We start from the raw sequence: 24,813 nt of genomic DNA, 5'->3' as shown, positions 1-24,813 counted from the left end.
AATTAAGGCAAAAACAGCAATGCTCATTTTGTCTTTTTAGTTCTTCAAATCTCCATGTTACAATGCCAAGGGGAGGGCATCAATAAGTGTAGAATAAGCACAAATTTTTAAAAAGCAAAGAGGCCATCAGTTACTACTAAACACGCCAATCTACTATTTGATTCGCCCATTCTTTTCTATACGGCGTTGAAATGCGAATATAGTTATCAGTATACCCCTCCATCATCCCATTCTTTTCAAAAGCCTCAAATAAAACCTTACGGGTTTGTCCGTGGTGCTGTTCTGTGAAGTATTGCATTTTCATGTAAGAAAGATTACGCAGTGTTTTGTTACGTTCATTTCTTACCGGAATGGGGATTACGGGTTTTATTTCCAATGCTTTGGTATGGTCTCTTTCTGAGTAGGTGAATACGTGTAAATAGGAAACATCCAATGCATGTAGAAAATCAAAAGTTTCCTGAAAATGGGCATCGGTTTCACCCGGGAAGCCAACGATCACATCTACACCAATGGCACAATGTGGCATCAGCTTTTTGATCAGTGCCACACGTTCAGCATAGAGTTCGCGTTTGTATCTTCTGCGCATCAGTCCTAGAATCTCATTACTGCCGCTTTGTAAAGGGATATGAAAATGGGGCATGAATTTATCACTGTTGGCTACAAAAGTGATGATATCATTGGTCAGTAAATTCGGTTCAATAGAGGATATGCGATAGCGTTCAATGCCTTGCACTTTGTCCAAATCTTGTATCAGCGCATAAAAGTCTTCTTCATGTCTGCCACCATCCGGACCTTTACCAAAGTCGCCAAGGTTCACACCGGTTAATACAATTTCTTTCACGCCATTACCTGCCAATAGTTCCGCTTGCTTAACCACGTTTTCAATGCTGTCACTTCTGCTCTTGCCTCTCGCCATGGGAATGGTACAAAAAGAACAGTTGTAATCGCAGCCATCTTGCACTTTCAAAAAAGTACGTGTTCGGTCGTTTTGAGAAAAAGAAGCGTTGAATCCACTGACTTCTTCAATATCGCAGCTGCAGATACGGGTAGGGTCACCTTTGGCCAATTCACTGATGTGCGAAGCAATATTGAATTTCTCTGCAGCACCCAATACCAAGTCTACACCCGGTATCTCAGCAATTTCTTTGGGTTTTAATTGTGCATAACAACCGGTAATCACCACAAAACTTTCCGGATTGCGACGCTGTATGCGTCTTACCAATTGGCGACATTCTTTATCCGCGTTATCGGTTACAGAGCAGGTATTGATCACGTACACGTCTGCCAGATCATCAAACTCTTTTTTCTCAAAACCTTCCTGTTCCAACATACGGGAAAGGGTAGAAGTTTCTGAAAAATTCAGTTTACAACCTAAGGTGTGAAATGCAACGCTACGCTTCTGACTCATGGGCCGCAAAGGTAGGAAGGAAAGATGATTCTGCATAGCCTGAAAGAACCCGTTTGCCCCACTCAGAAAAGCCTGACTACAAGTCCGAAACTCCAATAACCCCAGTCACCTTCCATCAATTCATGGTCCTGAAAAACATGATCAAAACTGATTCTCAGGTGTATTTTTTCCTTTTTAGAAAAAGCCAATAAGGCAGACTGTCTAAACCCATGATGACTCTCGCCATCCAATGAATAATGTCCCCAATGCGATGCCAGACTCAATGGGAAAATAATGGGATATTGCAATCCCAAATACCTATGTGTAATTCCATATTTAGGATTAAGCGGTTTCCCATTGATCACAACCATTTCTTTGGTACCTCCGAATAGGGCTTTACTTACTTCTGCATCCAAAAGTAGTTTCGGGGCAAGTCTATAACTGAATTTTGCCCCAATCCCCAGTCCAAATGCATTTTGGCTCTTACTAATATCATATTGGGTTTGATGGAGCGACCCCACTATTGAGAACGCTGTTTTCTTTTGTGCCTGAAGGGGCATACTGCTGATAAAAAACAAACAAAATGATAATAGTCGGGTCATGAATTATAGAGAAAAATGTTCGCTTTTTCGCTGCTTGTAATATGGGATTCTATCTGCCGTTTATCGTGTTGTGCTATTTATATAATCAGAGTCGGATTAGGTATTTGAACCTCTCAATATCGTCACTAAAGGCTTTCCCTCCGTTTGCTTTTTTTTAAAAGGCCGGTAAATTGAAACAATAGTGATAAATGTTCGTATTTATTCTACTTAATTCTAAATCAGAAAATAAAGAGACATAAAAAAACTGCAAAACATAAGGATGTTAAAATAAATAATTTTTAATCAGTCCCTGTGGACGGGCCTCATTGGGGTCGGTGTCAAGCGCAGCGAAGACAGATCATCCGCCGCGGCGGATGATCTGAGGCCAATGTCCGCCTGAGGCGGAGGAAAAGGGACGGGGCCATTCGGCCCAGGAGTAATATAGAGTTTTGACAATTAGAGTGATTTTAAATAGTACAACACGTTACTGATTATTCACTTTAAAATGATTATTTACAGACTTGGTTACTAACATTTTCTTAAAAAAACTGATTCTCAGGCTCCCATTTTCAATTTTAGCATTAATAAGGTATGTTTGCCAGTCTTTAAAAACCAAAACCAATATGCAGTTTACCCGTATTAATAATCTGGTCGGTTGGGTCGTATGTTTCATTGCCTGTACCGTGTATATTTTAACCGCAGAAGCCGGTGGCAGTCTTTGGGATTGCGGCGAGTTTGTGAGCAGTTGTTTCCGTCTGCAAATTCCGCACCCACCCGGTGCACCTCTGTTTGTGATATTGGGTCGCATATTCATCATTCTTTTTGGCGATAATCCCATGGCCGCTGCAAAAGCAGTGAATGTCATGAGTGCACTAGCCAGTGGATTTACCATTTTATTCCTGTTCTGGACCATCACCCATTTTGCCCGCAGAATCGTGAGTGTTAAAACCACAGATACCATTAGCGGTGCACAATTGTGGAGTATTATGGGCGCAGGTGTTGTAGGGGCTTTGGCATATACCTTCAGTGATTCTTTCTGGTACAGCGCTGTTGAAGGGGAAGTATATGCATTGTCTTCTTTCTTTACGGCCATCGTTTTCTGGGCCATTTTGAAATGGGAAAACCATGCCGATGAACCCGGAGCTGATCGTTGGATCGTCTTCATCTTCTTTATGATGGGTCTCTCCATCGGCGTTCACTTATTGAACCTTTTGACCATTCCGGCCATCGTAATGGTGTATTATTTCCGTAAGCGCGATAATTTCAAATATGACCTATTACGTAAATGGTTTTTGCGCTTGGTAGCGATTGGTGGGGTACTGGCTTTTATTGGTGCACTGGTTGCAGCGAAAGGAGAAGTATCAGATAGAAATCCTTCGATGGACAGTACACTGGCCGGATTAATGATTCTTGGTACTGCAGCAGCCATCGGTCTTCTGTTTTTGGTGGAAGGATTGAATAAACAGAAAAAAGCCATTTATGGCGGTATCTATATCTTCTTTGTATTGGCCTGTGTAATCACAGGGGTAGTACAGGTAGGAGTCATTCAATACACTGTAAAGTTTGCCGGTACGTTTGACCGTTGGTTTGTCAACGGTTTCGGATTGCCATTCTTCTCAGGTTTCGCATTTTTCTTCTTGTTACTCTCCGGATTGATCTGGTATGGTTTAAAATATGCAGCTCGTAAGAACTGGGCTTATTTACGTTTGGGTTTATGGTGTATCACTTTCATGCTGATCGGATACAGTACTTATGTAACTACCATGATTCGCAGTAATGCCAATCCATCGGTAGATATGTACAATGTAGATAATCCGATCAGCTTGGTCGGGTATCTGGGTCGTGAGCAGTATGGCGATTTTCCATTGCTGTATGGACAAAAATTCACTTCTCGTCCGATTGATCTGAAGACAACGGGTACGCGTTATCAAAAAGCAAGAGATCAATACATCAGTTTAGGCGAAGACAGAAGATATGTATTTGCGGCAGAAGATAAAATGGTATTTCCTCGTGTATGGGATATCAATAATGATCAAAACCATCAGGACTACTATGCTTTTTATTTAGGCATTAATAGAATGAATGATGGAAGTTGGGAGCGCGAACCCAATCAGGCTGATAATATTAAATTCTTCTTTGGTTATCAAATTAACTGGATGTATTTCCGCTATTTCATGTGGAACTTCTCCGGTAAGCAAAACGATAACCAAGGTCTCTTTACAGGCAATGTACGTGATGGTAACTGGATCACCGGTATTCCGGTGGTAGATAAAGTGATTTATGGAGATCAAAGTCTGATGCCTGATTCTTTAAAGAACAACAAAGCCAATAACAAACTCTTTGCGCTGCCATTGATTTTGGGATTATTGGGATTGTTCTACCACTACAAGAAACGTGGGGATGATTTTGGTGTAAACTTCCTTATGTTCTTCTTCACCGGTTTCGCCATTGTACTCTACCTCAATCAACCCGGTTACCAGCCTCGTGAGCGTGATTATGCCTACGTAGGTAGCTTCTATGCATTTGCGGTATGGATTGGATTGGGTGTATTGAAAGTAGGTGACTGGTTGAACAAAGCCGTGAAGCAAGCGAGTATGAGTGCAATGCTGGCTACAATTATTTGCTTACTTGCAGTTCCGGTATTGATGGCTCAGCAAGAATGGGATGATCATGACAGAAGCAAGAAAACAGTAGCGCCCGATATAGCTCGTGATTACCTAGAAAGTTGTGCGCCAAATGCCATCTTATTTACTTTTGGTGATAACGATACTTACCCACTTTGGTATGCTCAGGAAGTAGAAGGTATTAGACGAGATGTAAGAGTGATCAACTATAGTTTATTGGGTATCGATTGGTATATCAATCAACTGCGTTATAAAGTGAATGAAAGTGCTCCGATAGATGTGATCTGGACTGCTGAGCAAATTGAAGGTGGTAAGCGTGATTATATTGAATACAGACCTGATCCGAATATTCCGGAGAATCGTTATTACGATCTGTATGATCTTATGAAAAACTATGTAGGAGCAGATAATCCAGAGAACAGCTATAGTTATCCGGTGAAAAAAGTGTCTCTTCCTGTTGATCGTGAGAGTGTTATTAAGAATGGAACGGCTAACGCTACTGATAGTATCGTGAATGAGCTTCGTTTTGAAATCGGTAGAAATACCTTGATGAAGAATGATCTGGCAGTATTGAACATCATTGCAGCGAATAAGTGGCAGCGTCCAATTTATTTCACATCTCCATCACTGGAAAATATGGGCTTTGAGCAGTTCTTGCGTAGAGATGGTTTGACATACAGACTGGTTCCTGTTGAGAATGATCGTGTGAATACTGATTTCATGCTTGATAAAGTAACCAACAAATTCAAGTTTGGTAGTGCGAATGTACCGGGTGTATATTTCGATGAAGAGAACCGTCGCCAGTTGAATACGCTGCGTACGGCTTATGCAGATCTGGCATTGGATCTGGCGAGTAAGAATCGTAAGGAAGATGCTAAAAAAGTATTGAACCAGATCGATAAAATGATGCTGGATGAAAACATGCCTTATGGTATGGCGAGTCGAGGTAACTCACATAATCGGAATTCATTGTTATTCTTAGAAGCTTGTTATCTGGCAGGAGATACGGCTTTAGCGAACAAAGTATCCAATTCGGTGAAAAAAGACTTGGAACAACAGATCAGGTTCTACAATTCATTAACAGGCCGCAAAGCCGAACTGATGGAAGCTGAGAAGCGTGGGTCTGAGAATTATTTGCAGGCGATCTCACAAATGCAAACGATTTACAATCCAAAATTGCAAATACCCGGTAAAATGATGGCGGCTGATTCGGCTGCTCAAAAATAATCGCTTACCGGAATGATATCATAAGGCCCCGATTGGTTATATCGCCAATCGGGGCTTTCTTTTATCCATATTATAAACTCCTGCCTTTGCTGATCGCCTGACCAGCAATTTCTTTTACGTATATCGCAAACCATCCTGTTCGTTTGCTTGTTAAATTGCATACACATGCTAGGACATCGATTTATACATTTTGATCCGAATGAGAATGGTCAAACCAAGTTTGAACAGTTGTTGAATCTGTTCATGCAACTACTCACTTATACCAATGGCGATGCTTCAGAAGCTTTACAATGGCTCAACGAACTCGATAAACAATACAAGCTTACCGATAACGATTATGGAATGGGGGATTTTATTGAAGACCTCAAGCAAAATGGTTATTTATCTGAAGACCCGGCCAGTGGAAGTTTCTCCATCACCGCCAAATCAGAACAAACCATTCGGAAGAAAAGTCTGGAAGAGATTTTTGGGAAATTGAAGAAAAGCAGACAGGGCAATCATCAAACTTTTAAACCCGGACAGGGTGATGAGATCAATCCGGATACCCGACCTTTTCAGTTTGGCGATATGTTGGAGCAAATTGATTTTACAGAGAGTATAAGGAATGCACAGATCAATAGAGGAGTAGAGAGTTTCTCGATGCAGGAAGAAGATCTTCAAATCAGAGAAAGCGATTTCAAAACGCAGACATCAACCGTGCTCATGATCGATATTTCTCACTCCATGATTTTGTATGGGGAAGATCGCATCACGCCGGCAAAAAAAGTGGCAATGGCATTGAGTGAGTTGATCACGACCAAATACCCGAAAGACACATTGGATATTGTAGTGTTTGGAAATGATGCATGGAGTATTGAGATCAAAGACCTGCCTTATTTGCAAGTAGGTCCCTATCATACCAATACGGTTGCCGGATTGGAGTTGGCAATGGATCTTTTACGCAGACGAAAAAATCCAAACAAACAAATTTTCATGATCACAGATGGTAAACCCACTTGTTTGAAGATTGGGGGAAAATATTACAAGAACAGTTTTGGGTTAGACAGAAAAGTAGTGAACAGGTGTATCAATCTGGCAGCACAATGTAAAAAATTGAAGATACCCATCACCACTTTTATGATTGCTTCGGATCCTTATCTGCAAAGCTTTGTACAAGAATTTACCGAAATGAACAATGGCAAAGCATTTTTTGCCAGCTTAGATAAATTGGGAGCATTTATCTTCAAAGATTTCGAAAGTGGAAAAAGGAGAACTGTCTATTAATGAGCGACTCTGCGCAATCTCTTTTCTTCTTTCTCTTTGTTTAAAAAAGATTCAAAATTATTGACTTCAAAAAAGCATTTCACAAATAAGAAAAAGACATAATGAAGATACAGCACATCAACACATTAGGTGAATTAAAGAAAAGTGGTTATCAATCACGTTCCGTAAAAGATGAGGTCAGAGAAAATCTGATTCGCTCTATTCAAGAAAAGGAAAATCCTTTTGCAGGCATCATTGGGTATGAGGACACCGTGATTCCTGATACTGAGCGGGCCATATTGAGCAGACACAATATGCTTTTTCTCGGATTGCGAGGACAAGCAAAAACAAGAATGGCCAGACAAATGGTGGATTTGCTGGACGAATATATTCCCATTGTTGCCGGCTCAGAAGTAAATGACGATCCGCTGCAACCCATGAGTAAATTTGCCAAAGACCTGATTGCAGAACATGGAGATAATACCCCGATCCAATGGATGCACCGAAGCGAAAGATATGGAGAAAAATTAGCCACACCTGATGTGAGTGTGGCCGATTTGATCGGTGATATTGATCCCATTAAAGCAGCAAATTTAAAATTGAGTTTTGCCGATGAGAAAGTGATTCACTATGGAATCATTCCGAGAAGCAACAGAGGAATTTTTGTGATCAATGAATTACCGGATCTACAGGCAAGAATTCAGGTAGCGCTGTTTAATATCTTACAAGAAGGCGATATTCAGATCAGAGGTTTCAAACTTCGTATGCCGCTGGATATTTTATTCATCTTCACCGCTAATCCGGAAGATTATACCAACAGAGGCAGTATTGTAACACCTTTGAAAGACCGTATACAAAGTCAGATACTTACCCATTATCCCAAAACCATTGAAAATTCACTGGCGATTACCGAGCAGGAAGCGAGAATACCTGCAGATCAGGCTTCAAAAGTAGAAGTAAGTGATTTGGTGAAACGATTGATTGAGCAGGTTGCTTTTGAAGCACGTAACAATGAGTATGTAGATAAAAAAAGTGGGGTGAGTGCCCGCTTAACCATTGCAGCTTTTGAGAATGCGGTGAGCAGTGCAGAAAGAAGGGCTTTGATTCATCAAGAAAAACAAACCCAAATATGGATCAGTGACCTGAGTGGTATTATCCCGGCCATCACGGGAAAGATAGAACTGGTGTATGAAGGAGAGCAGGAGGGACCTTATCAGGTAGCGTTGAATCTGGTAGACAAAGCCATCCGTTCACAGTTTGTACAATACTTCCCGAATCCGGATCAGATCAAGAAAAAAAGGAGTGCTGGGAAAAAATCAGTGGAAGAAAAAGAGCCGGAGAATCCTTATACCTCCATTATCCGCTGGTTTGATGGTGGAAACCATGTGGATCTGTTAATGGATATGAAAGATGAAGCCCGAATCAATGCTTTATATCAAGTAGATGGGTTGTACGCTTTTGTAAAAAAGTATTTTCCTCAAGCCAGTAAGGATCAAAATGCCTTATTGATGGAATTTGTGTTGCATGGATTGGCTGCTTATTCACTCATCAGTAAGAAAACGATTGAGGGTAGGATAGAGTTCAAAGACTTGATTGGAAGTATGATGAATCTTGGAGAGATGAATTTTGATGTGGCGGATGAGGAGGAAGATTATAGCTGATGGCTCATAGCTAATAGTCCATGGTCCATGGTAGATAGTACAAGAAAGAGGGGCTGTATCAGATTTTTGGTACAGCCTCTTTTTATTAGAATTTGAATCCGAAAGAGATGCCTCCATAAAAAGGGAAGACTCCTGCGCCTGTGATGAGGGGAGAGACAAATACTCTGCCCGTGAATCCATTTTTCTCTGGCTGATAACGATATCCAAAATTGAAGTAGCCAAAAACGGTGGAAGAACTGTTTTCGAAGAAATCTTCCCCATCGGTAACAGTGAGTGCACTGGCTCCGGCTCCCAGTTCAAAATAATGACCATTGCTTCCCGATAAATAGTTGAGTCCAACAGGGATTGCAAATACTCCTGAAGTTAAAAATCCAATTCCACCGGCTCCTACGCGAAAACCTAAACCTTTCTGGCCTTTGAAACGTTGGTCATAGTTGATAGAAAGAATACCGGGTCCACCAATTTCTCCGTAGATGTTTTTGGCCGGAGGCAGCGGTAAATCACTATTGTCTCTTTGAGCGGTAACAGTCGTATGAATGCTTGCAGTAAGTACAAATAGGAGTAGAAGTCTTTTCATGAATGATTTTATTTAATCCTTGACAGACAAAACTAAACTATGGCTGCATCTGTGTGTAACCGTTCATCCACATCACATGTTTATGTGAATTCCGCTTAAATCATTTCTTTGAGTTGCTCTACCACACGATCAATCTCTTCTTTGGTATTGTGCTTTGAGAAAGAGAATCGAACAGTTACCTGATTCGGATTATTATTGATCGCCCTGATGACATGTGAACCTTGATCAGCCCCACTGGTACAGGCACTACCGCCACTGGCGCAGATATTGTTGATGTCGAGGTTAAATAGAATCATCTCACTTTTTTCCGTTTTAGGGAAACTTGCACTCAGCACTGTATATAAAGAGCGACCCAAAGTATCGCCATTAAAAGCAACGCCTTTGATGTTTTTCTTCAACTGCTCCATCATGTATATTTTCAGCCCTTTGATGTAAGTGCTATCTTGTTCATAGTTGGCCGTTGCGAGTTCCAATGCTTTGGCAAAACCTACAATACCATACAGATTTTCTGTACCCGCACGCATATTTCTCTCTTGACTACCGCCATGTACAAAAGGCTTGATTTTTACATTTTCATTGATATACAGCAATCCAACCCCTTTCGGACCATGAAATTTATGACTGGCACCGGTAATAAAATGCACAGGGGTATTACGCAGATCAAAAGGAAAATGTCCAACTGTTTGAACGGTATCACTGTGGAAAATAGCACCGTATAATTTGCACAGTTCACCAACTGCATGGATGTCCATGATATTGCCTATTTCATTATTGGCATGCATCAACGTAACCAAACATTTCTCTTCACTCTCTGCCAATAAACGTTCCAAGTCTTCCAGATCGATATGTCCATTAGGAAGCAACTTTACATAACTCAATGCTGCTTCACCGGTATGGTATAAAAATTCAACAGTATGTGTGGTAGCATGGTGTTCGATCACGGAAGAGATGATATGTTTACATCCCAAATCGCGAACTGCTGCTGTAATAGCCGTATTGCTACTCTCTGTACCACCACTGGTAAAGAAGATTTCCGCAGGATGTGCATTCAATATTTTCGCAACGGTTTTACGCGCATTCTCAATGGCCAATCTACTTTCTCTTCCATAACTGTAAATAGAAGAAGGATTGCCAAACTGACTGGTCAAATAAGGCATCATAGCCTCTAATACCAATGGGTCTAATGCGGTAGTAGCTGCATTATCGAGATATATTCTTTCCATGGGGCAAAGGTAGGGAAGTATGGTCAAGATGAGTTGACAGTTGTTAGTTGACAGTTGACAGAGTTGAAATATATACCCACTCATTTCCTTCTATCAACTGTCAACTATCAACTGTCAACTAAAAATCACATCACTTCCTGAATATCCTTAATCAGTTTATTGGCAATATTCGCAGCAATGGTTTCGGAGTTGCTTTCTGCATAAATACGGATGATGGGTTCTGTATTGCTGGTGCGTAAGTGTACCCAATCATTCTCGAACTCTATTTTCAAGCCGTCTTCGGTATTGATGGGATGTTGTTTGTATTTCTTTTTGATGTGTTCGAATATTTTCTTGAGATCGAATCCGGCAGTGAGCTCAATTTTATTCTTGCTCATGAAATAATCAGGATAGCTGTTTCTCAATTGCTTGGCTGATTTCTGTTCCAAAGCCATGTGCGATAAGAATAATGCGATACCGATCAATGCATCTCTGCCATAATGGAGATCAGGAACAATGATGCCACCATTTCCTTCGCCACCAATCACAGCGTTTACGGCTTTCATTTTATTTACCACGTTCACTTCACCAACAGCACTGGGTGTGTACGTGCCACCATGTTTAATGGTAACATCTTTCAATGCACGGGTAGAAGACATATTGCTGACCGTATTTCCTTTTCTGTTTTTTAATACATAATCCGCAACAGCAACAAGGGTATATTCTTCGCCAAACAAAGAACCATCTTCACAAACAAAACACAAACGATCTACATCAGGATCCACAGCGATACCAATGTCTGCTTTTTGTTTGTTGACTTCGTTACAAAGTTCTCTTAAATGCTCCGGTAAAGGTTCCGGATTGTGAGCGAATTTTCCATTCACTTCACCATTCAATACTGTAATATCTTTAACGCCTAAAGCTTTTAATAGGGCAGGCACAGCAATGGCTCCGGTGCTGTTGATGGCGTCCAATACCACTTTGAATTTTGCTTTCTTGATAGCTGCAACATCCACCAAAGGATAAGCCAATACGGCATCAATATGTTGTTGAAGTGCTGTTTCATTAACGGTATATCCACCGAGTTTATCTACTGATGCAAACGTAAAATCATCTTTGGCAGCTATCTCTAACAAGGCTGCGCCATCTTCTCCACTAATAAATTCTCCTTTCTCATTCAACAATTTCAGGGCATTCCATTCTTTGGGGTTATGACTGGCAGTGAGGATAATACCACCTGCTGCTTTTTCAAAAACAACAGCCATTTCCACGGTAGGCGTCGTGCTTAATCCAAGATCTACCACATCCAGTCCAAGTGCATTCAAAGTACTCACCACCAGACGTTGAACCATCTCCCCGCTGATTCGTCCATCGCGACCAATGACCACTTTTTGGTTGTCGCCGGCTCTTTTGGAAAGCCAGGTTCCGTAAGCTGCGGTAAAGCGAACCACATCTAGTGGACTTAATGTATCGCCGGGTTTGCCGCCAATTGTTCCTCTGATACCTGAAATGCTCTTGATGAGTGCCATATTGCCTGATATTTTGCGGCTGTAAACATAATTCAATTTTTGTAGCGCTGCTTCATGTAATTTTGCGCTATCAATGTGTTTTTATGCCGGATAAAGCGTGGTTTAGGGATTGGTTTAATTCTCATTATTATCATTTATTGTATCAGCACAGGGACGATCGTGAGGCGATGGATTTTATCGCTACGCTGATTCAATACCTGCAACCCAAATCAGGCTCCCGTATGCTGGATGTTGCCTGTGGTAAGGGACGGCACAGCAAAGCATTGGCGGATATGGGTTTTGATGTAACAGGTATCGATCTTTCAGCCGCTTCTATCATTGCTGCCAAAGAGCAGGAAGCAGAAAATTTACATTTTTATCAGCACGATATGCGTTTGCCTTTTTGGGTGAACTATTATGATTATGCATTTAACTTTTTTACCAGCTTTGGTTATTTCAGAACACGCCGTGAGCATGATAGCGCCATTCGAACCGTTGCGCAAAGTTTGCAACATGGTGGTTATTTTGTCATTGATTACCTGAACGTGCATTATGCAGAAGATCAATTAGAAAAAGCAACCATCACGCAGGCAGGAGAAGTGCTATTTCATATCAGCAAATGGCAGGATGAAGATCATTTCTTTAAACAAATTCAGATTACGGATCCCACACATCCTACACCACATCATCTTTATACCGAACGAGTAGCAAAATTTTCATTGGGCGATTTCACAGATATGCTGGCTTACCAAGGCATGCAGGTACAGGAAGTATTTGGCGATTACCAATTGGGGAGATATGATGTACGTAAATCTCCCAGAATGATTATTCTGGCTAAGAAATATTAATGCTTAATTATTCTTGGGTAGGAACGATGTTTTTTTCAGGAGATTCCACTTTTTTATGGTTAACTACGGTAACAAATCGAGGTATGTGCACACGCACTTGGTTTTTATCAAAAGCGAAAGTCCCGGGCATATTAAAAACATAATCGCTGCCAGGTGACCAAACAGGCATCGTATTTGTTAATCCGGTATGCAATTCTCCTTTTACAAGTTGTTTTCCTAAAAGCCTGTTTTTTAACGAATCTGATAAAGTAATTTGTTGAGGATATTCCTTTACAGTAAGTGGTTCTAATAAAATACCATGCTTCTGTTTTTCATTCAACTTCAGAAATTTTTTCAAATGGGGATTGGTGGTTACATGAATGGTCTTTTTTTCAGTTTGCTGAGCAAAAGATATCATACAAGAAAAGAATAGGAGTAGTAGAAACAGTATCTTTTTCATACTTTAAATTAATCATTTATGAAATGGGTACTACTATTATAGATGGATATTTTGTTAAAAGTTTATTAACGACACATACTGTAACTTTATCCGCTCATGGCTGACTACTTTTTATTACAGTCTTTTTTTCAACGCCTTCTTCAAACAATATTGGAGTGGGATAGCTGGTTGTTCTTGAAAATCAATACGATAGTTACTCATCCACTACTCGATAAAATATTTCCGTTATGGCGTGATTCGGAATTATGGGTACCTTTTTATTTGTTTCTGATTGTATTGGCCATTGTGAATTTTGGTAAAAAAGCAGGGTCTTGGATTTTATTTGCAATCATCAACGTCGCCCTCACAGATCAGGCGAGCAGTTCATTGATCAAGAATTGGTTTGCTAGAATACGTCCATGCAATGAAGAACTCTTAGTTGGGAAAATGCGGTTATTACTGGAGCATTGCTCAGGTGGATTTAGTTTTACATCCTCCCATGCCACCAATCATTTTGGGTTTGCCATGTTTGTTTTTCTAACTACCCGACATCTTTTCGGAAAATGGGGAAAATGTCTGTTTGTGTGGGCTGCAACTATCAGTTATGGTCAGGTATATGTTGGGGTGCATTATCCCATCGATATTTTATTTGGAGCATTATTGGGTTCAGGTATTGGAGCTTTGACAGCAGGTTATTACAATCGTAAAATGGGGCCCATTACTTTATCGCAAAATGAAACATCTCTTTCACAATGAGCGACCGATTATTTAAAGGAACTTTATTAGCCTGTCTGCTGGTATACATACTCGCTATGTGGAGTATTCCTGTTATTGATATCGATGCTGCACAATATGCATCGATGAGTAGAGAAATGCTGGAGAACAATAGCTATCTCAAGTTGTACGATTTAGGGAATGATTATCTGGATAAACCTCCTATGCTTTTCTGGCTCTCTTCACTCAGTATGCGTTTCTTGGGTGTGTATGACTGGGCATATCGTATTCCCTCTGTATTGATGTTGTTATTGGCTATTTATGCTACCTACCGATTAGCCTTGCTTTTTTATAGCCAAATGATAGCTCAGTTATCTGCAATAATATTGGCTTCCTCACAAGCTGTTTTTTTAATGGTACATGATGTTCGCTGCGATACCATGTTATTGGGTTGGGTAACTTTTAGTTTGTGGCAATTAGCAGCTTGGTATGAAAACAACCGATGGAAACATTTGATCTGGGCATTTGTGGCAATAGCAGGTGGTATGATGACCAAAGGTCCTATCGCACTCATGGTTCCAATTTTTGCATTCGTACCTCATTTTGTATTAAGAAGAGAGTGGAAACAGTTCTTCAGATGGGAGTACCTCATCGGACTATTGATAGTAGCTGTTTTGTTATTACCCATGAGTATAGGATTGTACCAACAGTATGATCTGGAACCGGGTAAAATATTTCATGGAAAACCTGTGAATTCCGGTCTTCGTTTTTATTATTGGACGCAAAGCTTTGGAAGATATACCGGTGAAAATGTATTCAATGAAATGAATCATTTTACGTTTCTTCTTGAAAACATGTTATGGAGTTTTCTTCCATGGATATTTTTCTTTTTTGGAGGGTTGATCCTTGCCGTTCGGGAGCTGTGGATGAAACGATTCCGAATATCCGGTAAAGAAGAATGGATGACAGCAGGTGGCTTCATCATTACCTATTGTATTCTGGCAAGAAGTCAAGCACAATTACCTCATTATATTTTTGTGGTGTTGCCACTGGCGGCTATTATCACTGCACGTTTTCTGCATCGTATGCTTTTTGAACAGCAATGGCCGGTTTGGGGAAAGCTATTCAATTGGGTACATGGGTTTATTTTTTTACTCTTATGGGTTGCCGTGATCGTTTTGATTTTCTGGCCTTTCCCGGAAATTTCGATGGTATTAAAACTGTTGGCAATTGTTGGATGTCTGGGTTTTATTGGATTACTATTTCAAACCCGCAAACAACCCAAGCCTCTTTTTATTTTGGCGCTCTATACGGTCATAGGCGTTAATTTTCTGTTGGCGACAGGTTTTTATCCGCAGTTATTGAAATATCAAATGGGGAACACTGCCGCATCCGTTATTCATCAATCGCAACTGGATAAAAACAAAGTGATCCTGTATGAAATTGATGAAAGTAGGGCTCTTCACTTCTATGGTAAACATATTTTTCAAAGAAAAACGGCGCTGGATTCTTTGGTCGATAATGAAGTGGTTTTAACCAGAAAATCAACAGTCCCGGCGCTACAACAACGCTTTCCCAATCTGAGTACTATATTTGAGGGAGAATATTTCGGGGTAAGTATGTTGACCTTACCCTTTTTGAATCCAAAAACAAGATCAAAAGAAACCGTTTCTTATGTCCTCGTAGATCTGGATGGACAAAAAAATAAGAAACAATAACATGACGGAAATCTTTATTATACTCGGTTTAATCATTCTGAATGGATTTTTTTCCATGGCAGAAATTGCATTGGTATCAGCCAGAAAAGCGAGGTTGGAAGCACAGGCTGCTAAAGGTGATGTAGATGCGAAAAGAGCTTTAGACCTCGCCAATCACCCAGATACTTTCTTATCAACCATACAAATTGGTATTACACTGGTGGGGGTATTAACGGGTATCTACTCCGGAGATACATTCAAAGAGCCTTTGAAAGATTGGCTCTCTCAGTATGGCACATTTGGGGAATATGCCAGTACTGTAGCCACCATCATCATTGTAATCATTGTTACTTACCTCTCATTGGTATTGGGAGAACTGGTGCCTAAAAGAATTGGACTCAGCAATCCGGAAGGTATTGCTAAATCCGTGGCAGGACCAATGCGTATTGTAACCTGGATCACATTTCCATTTATCTGGTTATTAAGTAAGTCATCACATATCATTATTCGTTTGCTGAACATGAAGCCCAATGATAATCAGGTGACCGAGGAAGAGATCAAAGCGATTATCAGTGAAGGAACAGAACAAGGAACAATTGAAGAAGCAGAGCAGGAAATTATTGAACGTGTATTTCATTTGAGTGATCGTAATATCACTTCACTCATGACCCATAGAAGCGATATTGTTTGGTTGGAAGTAGATGATACTGTTGCTAGCGTGAGGGGAGAAGTGATGGAAAATATGCATTCGGTATATCCTGTTTGTGAGAAGGATATCGACCATATCAAAGGTGTGGTCTCTCTTAAAGATTTATTTGCAGCACATACTGATGCAACCATCAGCAGTTTGATGAAAGATGCGATGTATGTACCGGAAAACAATACTGCTTATCAGGTATTGGAAAAATTCAAGCAAACCAAAATTCATCATTGTTTTATTGTGGATGAATATGGTTCTGTACTGGGTTTAATTACCCTCAATGATATTTTAGAAGCCATTGTAGGAGACATTCCTCAGGAAGAAGATGAAGCCTATGAGATTTTGGAAAGAGCCGATGGCAGTTTCCTGGTAGATGCACAGATCCCTTTCTACGATTTTCTTACCCATTTTGATAAAACAGAATGGATGATGGAGGGAGATCGTGATTTTGATACACTGGCAGGATTCATTATCCATGAACTCGAAAAAATTCCGGTTACGGGAGATACGATGGAATGGAAAATGTTCCGTTTTGAAATCATTGATATGGACCAACATCGCATCGATAAAATCTTGGTCAGCTTGATTGAATCATAGCCTAAAACCGGAAGCTGGTTTCTCTTTTTGGATAATCCAATTTGTAGGTTTTCTGTATTCCCTTTGTTTTTACATGTACAATATTCACTTGGTTCGATTCATAATCGTACAATAAGCTACAATCAACATCAACGGTATTGATCAAGGGTTGATTTTCTATTTCAAAATAACACCAAGTGCTTTCCATTTGCTGTTCATATCCCAATATGCGAAAATTGACGGGTTTCCCATTCACATTCAGTTTGAGCCGCTGTGAAACATAAGCCTGCAATTGTTTTTCGATCAACTCTTTTTGCGCAGCATTTGCGATATCAATCTTCTGTTTACTGAATTGTTGTAAGGTTTTTTCCAGGTCATCACTGAATACCCTAACACTAATTTCCAATGTTGCTTCTTTGGCGTTATGGTTGATGTCAATAACCGACATAAAAAAAGGATGTGCCACATTGAGCAATCCGATCAACATCCACTGAATCATTATATTTACCATCTCAAAATCTTGCTTTTGTAGATACAAAGGTCACAATAAAATTATAATTCACCTATGGATCAATTTATTGTCTATTTTGAAACGGGATTCCAGCATATAGCCGACCTGAAAGGCATCGATCATATTCTGTTTGTGATGGCACTCTGTATCCGGTATCAGTTTATTGATTGGAAAAAGCTATTGATCCTCATTACCTCCTTTACAATAGGGCACTCCATCACATTGGCTTTAAGCGTATTCAATGTGGTGAATTATTCTGTTGCCTGGATCGAATTTTTGATCCCCGTGACCATTGTCATTACGGCGATCAGCAATCTGTTTGTCACCAAATTTACTTTCAAAAGTAAATTTCCACTGATTTATTTCTTTGCTCTTTTTTTTGGATTGATCCATGGTTTAGGCTTTAGTAACTACCTAAAAAGCATGTTGGGAAAGGACGAAACTATTATTGGTCAATTATTGGCGTTCAATTTGGGATTAGAGGCGGGACAGATCATAATCGTGCTGGCAATTTTGCTCATTTCATTTATATTCGTCCAACTTTTGAAGTGGAATCGCAGAGAATTTCTTTTGTTTATAACAGGAGGAGTATTTGCAGTAGCACTTCTCATGGCATTAGAAAGAATACCACAATAAAAACGAAACGATGAAAAAACTTGCTTCACTAGTAGTGGCTATTGGTATGTTCTGCTCTGTTCAGGCGCAGAATATCATGAATAACCCCACTTCTAATCATGGAAACAAATTTGAACAGTTGGGTACCATTCTTCCTACTCCGAATGAGTACCGAACTGCCAGTGGTGCGCCCGGACCAAAATATTGGCAGCAGCGTGCAGATTACAATATCAAAGCTGAGTTGGATGAAGCCAATCTCAAACTCAAAGGAAGTGAAACGGTTACTTACTACAACAACTCTCCGGATATATTGACCTATATCTGGTTACAGCTGGATGAAAACGAGCACAGCTCTGTGAACAATGCTGGGTATGAGGATGCCAGCTCACTCCGTCAGGTAAGTGTGAATTCACTGGATAATATGCAAGAGCGAAAGTCTGATAATGGCTACGGACATATCATCAGTAAATTGACGGACGCTACCGGTAAAAATTTGAAGTATACCATCAATCGCACTATGATGCGTATTGATTTGCCAACACCTTTGAAACCCGGACAAAAATTTGTGTTCAATCTGGATTGGAGTTATAAGATTTCAGATCGTATGGTAAAGAATGGTCGTGGTGGCTATGAGTTGGTAGATGGTAATCATCTTTTCACCATGGCACAGTGGTTTCCTCGTCTTTGCGTGTACAGTGATTTTCAGGGATGGCAGAACCATCAGTTTACCGGTAGAGGTGAATTTGCCTTGACTTTTGGTAATTACAACGTACAGATTACTGTTCCTGCTGATCATGTTGTATTGAGTACAGGAGAGTGTCAAAACTATGCACAGGTGTTAACACCTGCGCAATTGGCTCGCTGGAATCAGGCACAATCTGCCAAAGAGCCCGTTGAAATCGTAACCCTGGAAGAAGCTAAAAAAGCTGAGCAGGGTAAGAGTACACAAAAGAAAACCTGGATTTACAAAGCGGATAATGTTCGTGACTTTGCATGGACTTCCAGTCGTAAATATGTATGGGATGCAATGCCTGCATATGTTGAGGGTAAGAAAGTGATGTGTATGAGCGGATACGGTAAAGAAGCATATGGCTTGTACAGAAAATATTCTACCAAGGCGGTAGCGCATACCATTAAGAGCTATTCTAAATTCTCGATTCCTTATCCATATCCTGTTGCACAAAGTATTGAAGCCTCGAATGGTATGGAATATCCAATGATCTGTTTTAACTACGGAAGAACCAATCCAGATGGTACTTACAGCGAAGCAACTAAATATGGAATGTTGGGTGTGATTATTCATGAGGTAGGACACAATTTCTTCCCGATGATCGTAAACAGTGACGAACGTCAGTGGTCATGGATGGATGAGGGCTTGAATACTTTTGTTCAATACCTGTCTGAAGAGTTGTGGGATAACAAATATCCTTCACGTCGTGGGCCGGCCTGGGCGATTGTAGATTATATGAAATCTCCAAAAGAGCAGTTAGAGCCCATCATGACGAATAGTGAAAACATCATTCAGTTTGGTCCCAATGCATATTCAAAACCTGCTACAGGTTTGAATATTCTTCGTGAAACCATTATGGGAAGAGAACTGTTTGATTTTGCATTCCGTGAGTATGCACGTCGCTGGGCTTTTAAACATCCTACACCTGCTGATCTTTTCCGTACCATGGAAGATGCTAGCGCAGTAGATCTGGACTGGTTCTGGAGAGGTTGGTTCTATAGTATTGACGCTTGTGATATTGCTATTGACACCGTTCGTTATGCTGTATTTGATCCAAATGCACAACCGCAACAGCGTGCTTCTACAGAAGGACGTACCATGCCTATCGATAAACCTGTATTAAATGCTTTTGAAGATATTTCTAAGATCCGTAACAGAGAAGATAAAAGCATTATATTCCAAACAGATGTAGATACTTCTTTGCGTGATTTTTATTGGAGATATGCTCGCGGACTCGAGCCTTACGATTCTGTAACAAGAGTACCTGTACCTTCTTTCGGAACACCTGAAGTATTAACTGATGCTGAAAAAGCAAAATACAAAGACATGCATTTGTATGAAATCACTTTCAGCAATAAAGGCGGATTGGTAATGCCATTGATTGTTGAGTTTACTTTTGAAGATGGTACCAAAGAAACAGAACGTCTCTCTGCGCAAATTTGGAGAAAGAATGAGAATAAAGTAACCCGCTTGTTCATGACCAAGAAAAAAGCGGTAAGTATCAAGCAAGATCCGATGCGCGAGACTGCTGATATCAATGAGAATAACAACAAATGGCCTGCGGTTGCAGAACCTACTAAATTCCAGTTGTTCAAATTGCGTGCTGCTGCTCGTGGACAATCACAAGGAGTGAATCCTATGCAGAATGCACAACAAAAGAAAAACTAATCTGATCTAATTTTTTATAAAGCCGTTTCTTGCGTTGAGTTAGAAACGGCTTTTTTATGTAAAATAAACATCTATGCGACAGTTTCTTTCATTTATGTGTTTTCTGTTATCGATGCAAGTATTTGCTGCGTCAGTAGATACGATTACTATTTATAGTCAGGCGATGCGTAAAAATATCAAGACTGTGGTGATCAAGCCTGAAGGATATGAAATGCAAGGCGCTAAAAAATATCCGGTGGTGTATTTATTGCATGGTCATGGCGGTAATTACAGAAACTGGATTACAAGGGTTCCTCAAGTCAAAACCTTGGCAGACCAACATCAAATGATGATTGTTTGTCCGGACGGTGCTACCGGTAGCTGGTATTTTGATAGTCCGATCGACAGTAACTATCGATATGAGACTTTTGTGAGTAAGGAAGTTCCTGATTTTATTGATAGTATGTATCAGACGATCAATGAAAGAAAAGGTAGGGTGATTACGGGCTTGAGTATGGGTGGACATGGCGGTATGTTCATCGGATTTAGACATGCTGATCGTTTTAGTGGTTGTGGCAGTATGAGTGGGGCTTTACATGTATCAGTGATCACCAATGGCTATGATGTAAAGAAAAGATTGGGGGATACTGCAGTGAATAAAAAGTACTGGCAAGATTGGAGTGTGTTGAAAGTGATAGAGCAATATCCAAAAGATTCTTTATCGATTTTGATCGATTGTGGTATACAAGACAGAATCATTGGAATGAGTAGGGCAGCACATGACAAAATGCTAAAGCTGAATATCCCACATGATTATATTGAAAGACCTGGTGCTCATGATTGGGCATATTGGAGAACGGCGATTGATTATCAACTATTATTTTTCCGAAAACATTTTGATAAAATGCTCAAATAAAAAGAAAGCAACCTCCTTGCCTGAGGTTGCTTCTTACTGCATGTTATACAGTTTGCCCATTATCAGTCTGTGAATTTACCACCTGCTGTAATCCAATCAGTAATTTTCTTTTTATCAGTGGCACTTAATTGTCCGCCTTGTGGCATGAAAGATGGGTTGCCATCTACTGCTCTTGCTTTGATACGTGCAGACGCATTGACAATGTTACAATCCGTACTCAATGAAATACCTCCTTGTGCAGAAGCACCTGAATGACAGCTCACACAGTTGGTATTGATGACTGCTTTCACTGCTGCAAATAAAACACCGCTAGGGGATGAATTAACAGTGACTGCGCCTGATTTTGTACAACCTTCACTATCTTTTGCGATAATGGTGTGATCTCCGGCAGTTACATTATTGAATACATTGGATGCCTGAAAAGTGCCTCCATCAATATTATAAGTGAATCCGGTACTTCCGGAAGCTGTTACGGTTACTGAACCACCATTACAACCTGCTGCATTGGTAGAAGCCAGTGTAATCGTGATATTTTTACTGGCACAGCTATTTCCTGCCGGAGGTGGGGGATTACTGCCTGTAGATGGACTATCTCCTCCCTTGCTACACGCTACAATGATACTGGCTGTGCCGGCTATCATCATTAATCCGATTATGCTTTTACGAATTTGGTTCATATCGAAGTTTTAGATTTACCTTATGTACGTCATTTCTTTTTGTTTGGTTGCCTGAACTGGTAAGAAAAATAAATTCCGAAACTACTCAGTTTCGCACTGCCAAATCCCAAACCGCTCAATGGTAGGTTGGCAAAGGGTTCAACCACTAGGGAAGCACTTTTATTGACCTCCCGAATCCAGCCCGCAGATAATTTAAGAATGGAGAAAGGATGTGTTTTTCCACCCGGATAATTGGCATTTCTTCTTATCGGTAAGCCATTGTAGTAATAGAAGTAATTGTAATTTTCACGGGTCATGAGGTAGGAGGAAAGTCCACCGCTAACAAATGCCCTAGTTTTTGTTTTGGTATCAAACGTGTAACGAGCTAATAAAGGAATTTCCCACATCGTACAAAAACCATCTACTGTTTCCAGTTTGTAATTGGCTACCCAACTACCGGCAGGAGCTTTGAAATCGCTACCTGCCATTTTATAATTTTTTCGTGTGTATAATCCACCGGTATGAATAGACCAATTGTTGTTCAAATGATATCCGATCATGATTCCTCCGGATGCGCTTGCCTTGTCAGCGTACCTAAACTTGACAGTTGTGGCATCCATACCCACTACTAAGGCAAAACTGAAAGCGTTTTTTACTTTTTGGGTTTTGGATGTTGACAAATCTGTATGGGTTACAATTGGCTGCTCTTGTAAAGCGTTTTCCATGATTGATGAAGTATCCTTTATCTCATTGATACTGGTATTGGCTAAATTGCTGCCTGTATCAATGGTTGGACGAATAAAATTGACATTTTCTTGTAACGTGTTCTCTACTTTGGTAATATTTTCTTTAGTAGTAGTTGATGGATTCGAAAATCGCTTGATTTCATTTTTCTCTTCTGTTATCAATGCCGATTCTCTAGATGTTTTTTGTTGAACCGATACCGAACTAAATGATTCAGATCTCAATTGCTTGGGTGAAGAGAATGATCTTTGATCAATAGCATCCGTTGAAACTTTAACCGTATTTTTTGATGGATCAGTAGAAATGATCTCTTCTTTTTTAAGGGTACTGTTTGCAAGAGTTGATTCAATAGAAATTTTCTCTGATTTAATTTGCTTTGTTAAAAGATGATTGCTGATTTGTTTTTCGTCCAATCGGTTTTGGGTGTACCATAGGATACTTCCACCAAGTAATAACGCAGCCATGATCCACCAGAAAAAGAAAGGTCTTCTTTTCTTTTTCTCAGTAGGTAATATCTTATCAAGCTCTCTTTCCATTTGATCCCAGGAAGGAGACGCCGTCACCGTATAGCGATCTGCTGCCTCACGGCTCAGCTGCTCAAGTCTGCTATCGTTTTCCGGGTTAGACATAATTGGTAGGTATGTTTCTTTGTGAAATAATTTTTCTCAGATTACTCTTGGCTTTCGACAAATTCGATTTGGAAGCACCTATACTGATCCCCAATGTCTGCGCAATTTCATCATGACTAAAACCTTCAATAACAAAAAGATTGAAAACCGTTCTATAAACAGGGGTCAATTGTCTAATGGCTTCTATAATCTCCTGATAGGCCATTTTATCTAACCCGGTTTCCTGTGTATCACCCATATGATCATAATCACTGTCATTTTCCGGGTGTATGATATTCAATTGCACTTTTCTGAGTTGATCAATACAGGTGTTAACAATGATGCGTTTGAACCAGCCTTTGAATAGTGCTTCTGTATCTCCATCACGCAATAGATCAAACCGATCAATATTTTTATAGAGTTTGATAAATGATTCGTGTACCATTTCTTTCGCCTCTTCCTGCTGATGGATATAGCGAAAAGCGATTTTCATGGCATAATCAAATAATCCCTCATACAACATACGTTGAGAGTTACGATCATTCTGAGAACAACCGTTGATCAGGGTTATTATGGAGGCAGTCTGGGTTGACAAAATGGGCAGTAAAAGACTTTAGCCTTTCTGTTAAACTACAATAAATGATTGGGATACGCAATCTGTATGGTAGGGGTTGCCTCAGATGTCAGAAATATTCTAAACAACATTATCCGCCGGTTCTGCCATCTCTTACCTGTACTTTTTTCTTTCCCGAGTTCTTTTTTTCGAAGTCGAGCACTTCTTTGGGCTTGGTTTTTACCGACGAAGTATCCTTCTTTACCGACGTACTATCCGCTTTTTTGCCCCCTTTTTCAGGATTCCCGGGTTCTTTTCCGGGTTCAACGATCTGATCAAGAAACCAATGTTCTGTTTTGATCAGTTCACCTGTCATGGGATAAAAAAAACGCCAGCGACCATGTTTAAGCGCGTTACCACTTGTTTTAACGATCACCACTTCATTCTTATTCGGGTCAATTACATCTTGTACTTCGATGGTATCAAATTGTTTGGCCGGATTGACGGCTCTCCAGCCTTCTTCCCGCTCCAGGCCTGCAATGGTGTAGTATCGGCACATCCCGTCTTTCAGTCCCCATTTGTAATTTTCAACGGCCAAAAGATCACCCATGAGGTTGAATTTTCGCCAGATACCTTCTTTTTTTCCATTGATAAAGACACCTTCTTCTTCATAACCTCTCTCACCTCTTAACGGAGGCATTTCTACTTTCCAACGCCCTTGTTTTAGTCCATTTTTGTCTGTGCAATTGATGGTATCACGTTTAGAAGTAAGCTTAAAAGTGACACACTGAGCCGTAGAAGCCAAGGAAAAGAAAATGAATAATTGCAGGGTCAGAAAACGCATATTCACTAAATTGAGCATCTCAAATTA

General features: G+C 40.2%; 21 protein-coding genes. 10 read left to right on the top strand and 11 right to left on the bottom strand.

Features of this window, described 5'->3' with window-relative positions:
• Nucleotides 1-136: 136 nt before the first annotated feature.
• Together mtaB and ACTIEV_RS04865 are read right to left on the bottom strand one after the other, a co-directional pair.
• The gene (gene mtaB, locus ACTIEV_RS04870; RefSeq protein ID WP_322196907.1) at nucleotides 137-1,408 is read right to left on the bottom strand and encodes a tRNA (N(6)-L-threonylcarbamoyladenosine(37)-C(2))-methylthiotransferase MtaB; all 1,272 of its coding nucleotides are present in this window, start codon (nucleotides 1,406-1,408) and stop codon (nucleotides 137-139) included.
• 62 nt (nucleotides 1,409-1,470) lie between these two features.
• Nucleotides 1,471-1,989 carry a hypothetical protein gene (locus ACTIEV_RS04865; protein WP_322196908.1) on the bottom strand — a complete coding sequence of 173 codons (519 nt, stop codon included), beginning with the start codon at nucleotides 1,987-1,989 and terminating at the stop codon, nucleotides 1,471-1,473.
• A gap of 602 nt (nucleotides 1,990-2,591) precedes the next feature.
• Here ACTIEV_RS04865 and ACTIEV_RS04860 point away from each other — a divergent pair.
• The 3 genes from ACTIEV_RS04860 to ACTIEV_RS04850 all read left to right on the top strand — a co-directional run bounded on the left by ACTIEV_RS04860 (nucleotide 2,592) and on the right by ACTIEV_RS04850 (nucleotide 8,722).
• The gene (locus ACTIEV_RS04860; protein WP_322196909.1) at nucleotides 2,592-5,819 is read left to right on the top strand and encodes a glycosyltransferase family 117 protein; all 3,228 of its coding nucleotides are present in this window, start codon (nucleotides 2,592-2,594) and stop codon (nucleotides 5,817-5,819) included.
• Nucleotides 5,820-5,984: 165 nt separating this feature from the next.
• Nucleotides 5,985-7,082: a vWA domain-containing protein gene (locus ACTIEV_RS04855; RefSeq protein WP_250685230.1), complete on the top strand. Its 1,098-nt coding sequence runs from the start codon at nucleotides 5,985-5,987 to the stop codon at nucleotides 7,080-7,082.
• A 101-nt stretch (nucleotides 7,083-7,183) separates the two neighbouring features.
• Entirely contained in the window at nucleotides 7,184-8,722 is a 1,539-nt protein-coding gene (locus ACTIEV_RS04850; protein WP_322196910.1) for a sigma 54-interacting transcriptional regulator, read from the top strand.
• An 85-nt stretch (nucleotides 8,723-8,807) separates the two neighbouring features.
• Here ACTIEV_RS04850 and ACTIEV_RS04845 read toward each other — a convergent pair whose 3' ends face one another.
• From ACTIEV_RS04845 to glmM, 3 genes are all read right to left on the bottom strand, one after another.
• Complete coding sequence (locus tag ACTIEV_RS04845) at nucleotides 8,808-9,299, bottom strand: hypothetical protein (protein ID WP_322196911.1); 492 nt, start codon at nucleotides 9,297-9,299, stop codon at nucleotides 8,808-8,810.
• A gap of 95 nt (nucleotides 9,300-9,394) precedes the next feature.
• The gene (locus ACTIEV_RS04840) at nucleotides 9,395-10,522 is read right to left on the bottom strand and encodes a cysteine desulfurase family protein (RefSeq protein WP_250685233.1); all 1,128 of its coding nucleotides are present in this window, start codon (nucleotides 10,520-10,522) and stop codon (nucleotides 9,395-9,397) included.
• 125 nt (nucleotides 10,523-10,647) lie between these two features.
• Nucleotides 10,648-12,030, bottom strand: coding sequence for a phosphoglucosamine mutase (gene glmM, locus ACTIEV_RS04835; protein ID WP_322196912.1), 1,383 nt, complete (start codon nucleotides 12,028-12,030; stop codon nucleotides 10,648-10,650).
• Nucleotides 12,031-12,113: 83 nt separating this feature from the next.
• Between glmM and ACTIEV_RS04830 the strand changes: the two genes are divergently transcribed.
• A complete protein-coding gene (locus ACTIEV_RS04830) occupies nucleotides 12,114-12,857 on the top strand; it encodes a class I SAM-dependent methyltransferase (RefSeq protein ID WP_322196913.1) in 744 nt (247 codons plus the stop codon).
• A gap of 7 nt (nucleotides 12,858-12,864) precedes the next feature.
• Here ACTIEV_RS04830 and ACTIEV_RS04825 read toward each other — a convergent pair whose 3' ends face one another.
• Complete coding sequence (locus tag ACTIEV_RS04825; protein WP_439516220.1) at nucleotides 12,865-13,296, bottom strand: hypothetical protein; 432 nt, start codon at nucleotides 13,294-13,296, stop codon at nucleotides 12,865-12,867.
• A gap of 96 nt (nucleotides 13,297-13,392) precedes the next feature.
• Between ACTIEV_RS04825 and ACTIEV_RS04820 the strand changes: the two genes are divergently transcribed.
• The 3 genes from ACTIEV_RS04820 to ACTIEV_RS04810 are packed head-to-tail and all read left to right on the top strand — an operon-like array spanning nucleotide 13,393 to nucleotide 16,983.
• Nucleotides 13,393-14,031: a phosphatase PAP2 family protein gene (locus ACTIEV_RS04820; protein ID WP_322196915.1), complete on the top strand. Its 639-nt coding sequence runs from the start codon at nucleotides 13,393-13,395 to the stop codon at nucleotides 14,029-14,031.
• Nucleotides 14,028-15,707, top strand: a complete 1,680-nt coding sequence (locus tag ACTIEV_RS04815; RefSeq protein ID WP_322196916.1) for an ArnT family glycosyltransferase — start codon at nucleotides 14,028-14,030, stop codon at nucleotides 15,705-15,707. The genes ACTIEV_RS04820 and ACTIEV_RS04815 overlap by 4 nt, the downstream gene beginning before the upstream one ends.
• A 1-nt stretch (nucleotide 15,708) precedes the next feature.
• Complete coding sequence (locus ACTIEV_RS04810) at nucleotides 15,709-16,983, top strand: hemolysin family protein (RefSeq protein ID WP_322196917.1); 1,275 nt, start codon at nucleotides 15,709-15,711, stop codon at nucleotides 16,981-16,983.
• 1 nt (nucleotide 16,984) lies between these two features.
• On the opposite strand, the gene ACTIEV_RS04805 is transcribed toward ACTIEV_RS04810, so the two are convergent.
• Nucleotides 16,985-17,473: a DUF6702 family protein gene (locus ACTIEV_RS04805; protein WP_322196918.1), complete on the bottom strand. Its 489-nt coding sequence runs from the start codon at nucleotides 17,471-17,473 to the stop codon at nucleotides 16,985-16,987.
• Between the two features lie 54 nt (nucleotides 17,474-17,527).
• Between ACTIEV_RS04805 and ACTIEV_RS04800 the strand changes: the two genes are divergently transcribed.
• From ACTIEV_RS04800 to ACTIEV_RS04790, 3 genes are all read left to right on the top strand, one after another.
• Complete coding sequence (locus ACTIEV_RS04800; protein WP_322196919.1) at nucleotides 17,528-18,109, top strand: HupE/UreJ family protein; 582 nt, start codon at nucleotides 17,528-17,530, stop codon at nucleotides 18,107-18,109.
• Between the two features lie 10 nt (nucleotides 18,110-18,119).
• On the top strand, nucleotides 18,120-20,486 hold the full coding sequence (locus ACTIEV_RS04795) for a M1 family metallopeptidase (protein ID WP_322196920.1): 2,367 nt from the start codon (nucleotides 18,120-18,122) through the stop codon (nucleotides 20,484-20,486).
• A 73-nt stretch (nucleotides 20,487-20,559) separates the two neighbouring features.
• Nucleotides 20,560-21,381: an alpha/beta hydrolase gene (locus ACTIEV_RS04790; RefSeq protein ID WP_439516219.1), complete on the top strand. Its 822-nt coding sequence runs from the start codon at nucleotides 20,560-20,562 to the stop codon at nucleotides 21,379-21,381.
• A gap of 62 nt (nucleotides 21,382-21,443) precedes the next feature.
• On the opposite strand, the gene ACTIEV_RS04785 is transcribed toward ACTIEV_RS04790, so the two are convergent.
• The 4 genes from ACTIEV_RS04785 to ACTIEV_RS04770 all read right to left on the bottom strand — a co-directional run bounded on the left by ACTIEV_RS04785 (nucleotide 21,444) and on the right by ACTIEV_RS04770 (nucleotide 24,786).
• Nucleotides 21,444-22,058: a c-type cytochrome gene (locus tag ACTIEV_RS04785; RefSeq protein ID WP_322196922.1), complete on the bottom strand. Its 615-nt coding sequence runs from the start codon at nucleotides 22,056-22,058 to the stop codon at nucleotides 21,444-21,446.
• A gap of 29 nt (nucleotides 22,059-22,087) precedes the next feature.
• The gene (locus ACTIEV_RS04780) at nucleotides 22,088-23,410 is read right to left on the bottom strand and encodes an outer membrane beta-barrel protein (RefSeq protein WP_322196923.1); all 1,323 of its coding nucleotides are present in this window, start codon (nucleotides 23,408-23,410) and stop codon (nucleotides 22,088-22,090) included.
• Nucleotides 23,403-23,984, bottom strand: a complete 582-nt coding sequence (locus tag ACTIEV_RS04775; RefSeq protein WP_322196924.1) for an RNA polymerase sigma factor — start codon at nucleotides 23,982-23,984, stop codon at nucleotides 23,403-23,405. The genes ACTIEV_RS04780 and ACTIEV_RS04775 overlap by 8 nt, the downstream gene beginning before the upstream one ends.
• 109 nt (nucleotides 23,985-24,093) lie before the next feature.
• Nucleotides 24,094-24,786 (bottom strand): hypothetical protein, encoded by a 693-nt coding sequence (locus ACTIEV_RS04770; RefSeq protein WP_322196925.1) that lies wholly within the window; start codon nucleotides 24,784-24,786, stop codon nucleotides 24,094-24,096.
• Nucleotides 24,787-24,813 lie beyond the last annotated feature (27 nt).

Origin of the sequence: Sediminibacterium sp., from assembly GCF_051861365.1 — a bacterium.
Classification (GTDB): Bacteria; Bacteroidota; Bacteroidia; order Chitinophagales; family Chitinophagaceae; genus Sediminibacterium.
The sequence above is the reverse complement of the archived record's forward strand: the minus strand, read 5'-3'. Positions and strand labels throughout refer to the sequence as shown.

Bases quoted from the DNA above. Each gene is read 5' to 3' on its own strand.
- ACTIEV_RS04800 (WP_322196919.1), top strand. From the start codon at position 17,528: ATGGATCAATTTATTGTCTATTTTGAAACGGGATTCCAGCATATAGCC.
- ACTIEV_RS04795 (WP_322196920.1), top strand. From the start codon at position 18,120: ATGAAAAAACTTGCTTCACTAGTAGTGGCTATTGGTATGTTCTGCTCT.
- ACTIEV_RS04865 (WP_322196908.1), bottom strand. From the start codon at position 1,989: ATGACCCGACTATTATCATTTTGTTTGTTTTTTATCAGCAGTATGCCC.
- mtaB (WP_322196907.1), bottom strand. From the start codon at position 1,408: ATGAGTCAGAAGCGTAGCGTTGCATTTCACACCTTAGGTTGTAAACTG.
- ACTIEV_RS04790 (WP_439516219.1), top strand. From the start codon at position 20,560: ATGCGACAGTTTCTTTCATTTATGTGTTTTCTGTTATCGATGCAAGTA.
- ACTIEV_RS04850 (WP_322196910.1), top strand. From the start codon at position 7,184: ATGAAGATACAGCACATCAACACATTAGGTGAATTAAAGAAAAGTGGT.
- ACTIEV_RS04815 (WP_322196916.1), top strand. From the start codon at position 14,028: ATGAGCGACCGATTATTTAAAGGAACTTTATTAGCCTGTCTGCTGGTA.
- ACTIEV_RS04805 (WP_322196918.1), bottom strand. From the start codon at position 17,473: ATGGTAAATATAATGATTCAGTGGATGTTGATCGGATTGCTCAATGTG.
- ACTIEV_RS04840 (WP_250685233.1), bottom strand. From the start codon at position 10,522: ATGGAAAGAATATATCTCGATAATGCAGCTACTACCGCATTAGACCCA.
- ACTIEV_RS04810 (WP_322196917.1), top strand. From the start codon at position 15,709: ATGACGGAAATCTTTATTATACTCGGTTTAATCATTCTGAATGGATTT.
- ACTIEV_RS04825 (WP_439516220.1), bottom strand. From the start codon at position 13,296: ATGAAAAAGATACTGTTTCTACTACTCCTATTCTTTTCTTGTATGATA.
- ACTIEV_RS04845 (WP_322196911.1), bottom strand. From the start codon at position 9,299: ATGAAAAGACTTCTACTCCTATTTGTACTTACTGCAAGCATTCATACG.
- ACTIEV_RS04780 (WP_322196923.1), bottom strand. From the start codon at position 23,410: ATGTCTAACCCGGAAAACGATAGCAGACTTGAGCAGCTGAGCCGTGAG.
- glmM (WP_322196912.1), bottom strand. From the start codon at position 12,030: ATGGCACTCATCAAGAGCATTTCAGGTATCAGAGGAACAATTGGCGGC.
- ACTIEV_RS04830 (WP_322196913.1), top strand. From the start codon at position 12,114: ATGCCGGATAAAGCGTGGTTTAGGGATTGGTTTAATTCTCATTATTAT.
- ACTIEV_RS04860 (WP_322196909.1), top strand. From the start codon at position 2,592: ATGCAGTTTACCCGTATTAATAATCTGGTCGGTTGGGTCGTATGTTTC.
- ACTIEV_RS04770 (WP_322196925.1), bottom strand. From the start codon at position 24,786: ATGCGTTTTCTGACCCTGCAATTATTCATTTTCTTTTCCTTGGCTTCT.
- ACTIEV_RS04820 (WP_322196915.1), top strand. From the start codon at position 13,393: ATGGCTGACTACTTTTTATTACAGTCTTTTTTTCAACGCCTTCTTCAA.
- ACTIEV_RS04785 (WP_322196922.1), bottom strand. From the start codon at position 22,058: ATGAACCAAATTCGTAAAAGCATAATCGGATTAATGATGATAGCCGGC.
- ACTIEV_RS04855 (WP_250685230.1), top strand. From the start codon at position 5,985: ATGCTAGGACATCGATTTATACATTTTGATCCGAATGAGAATGGTCAA.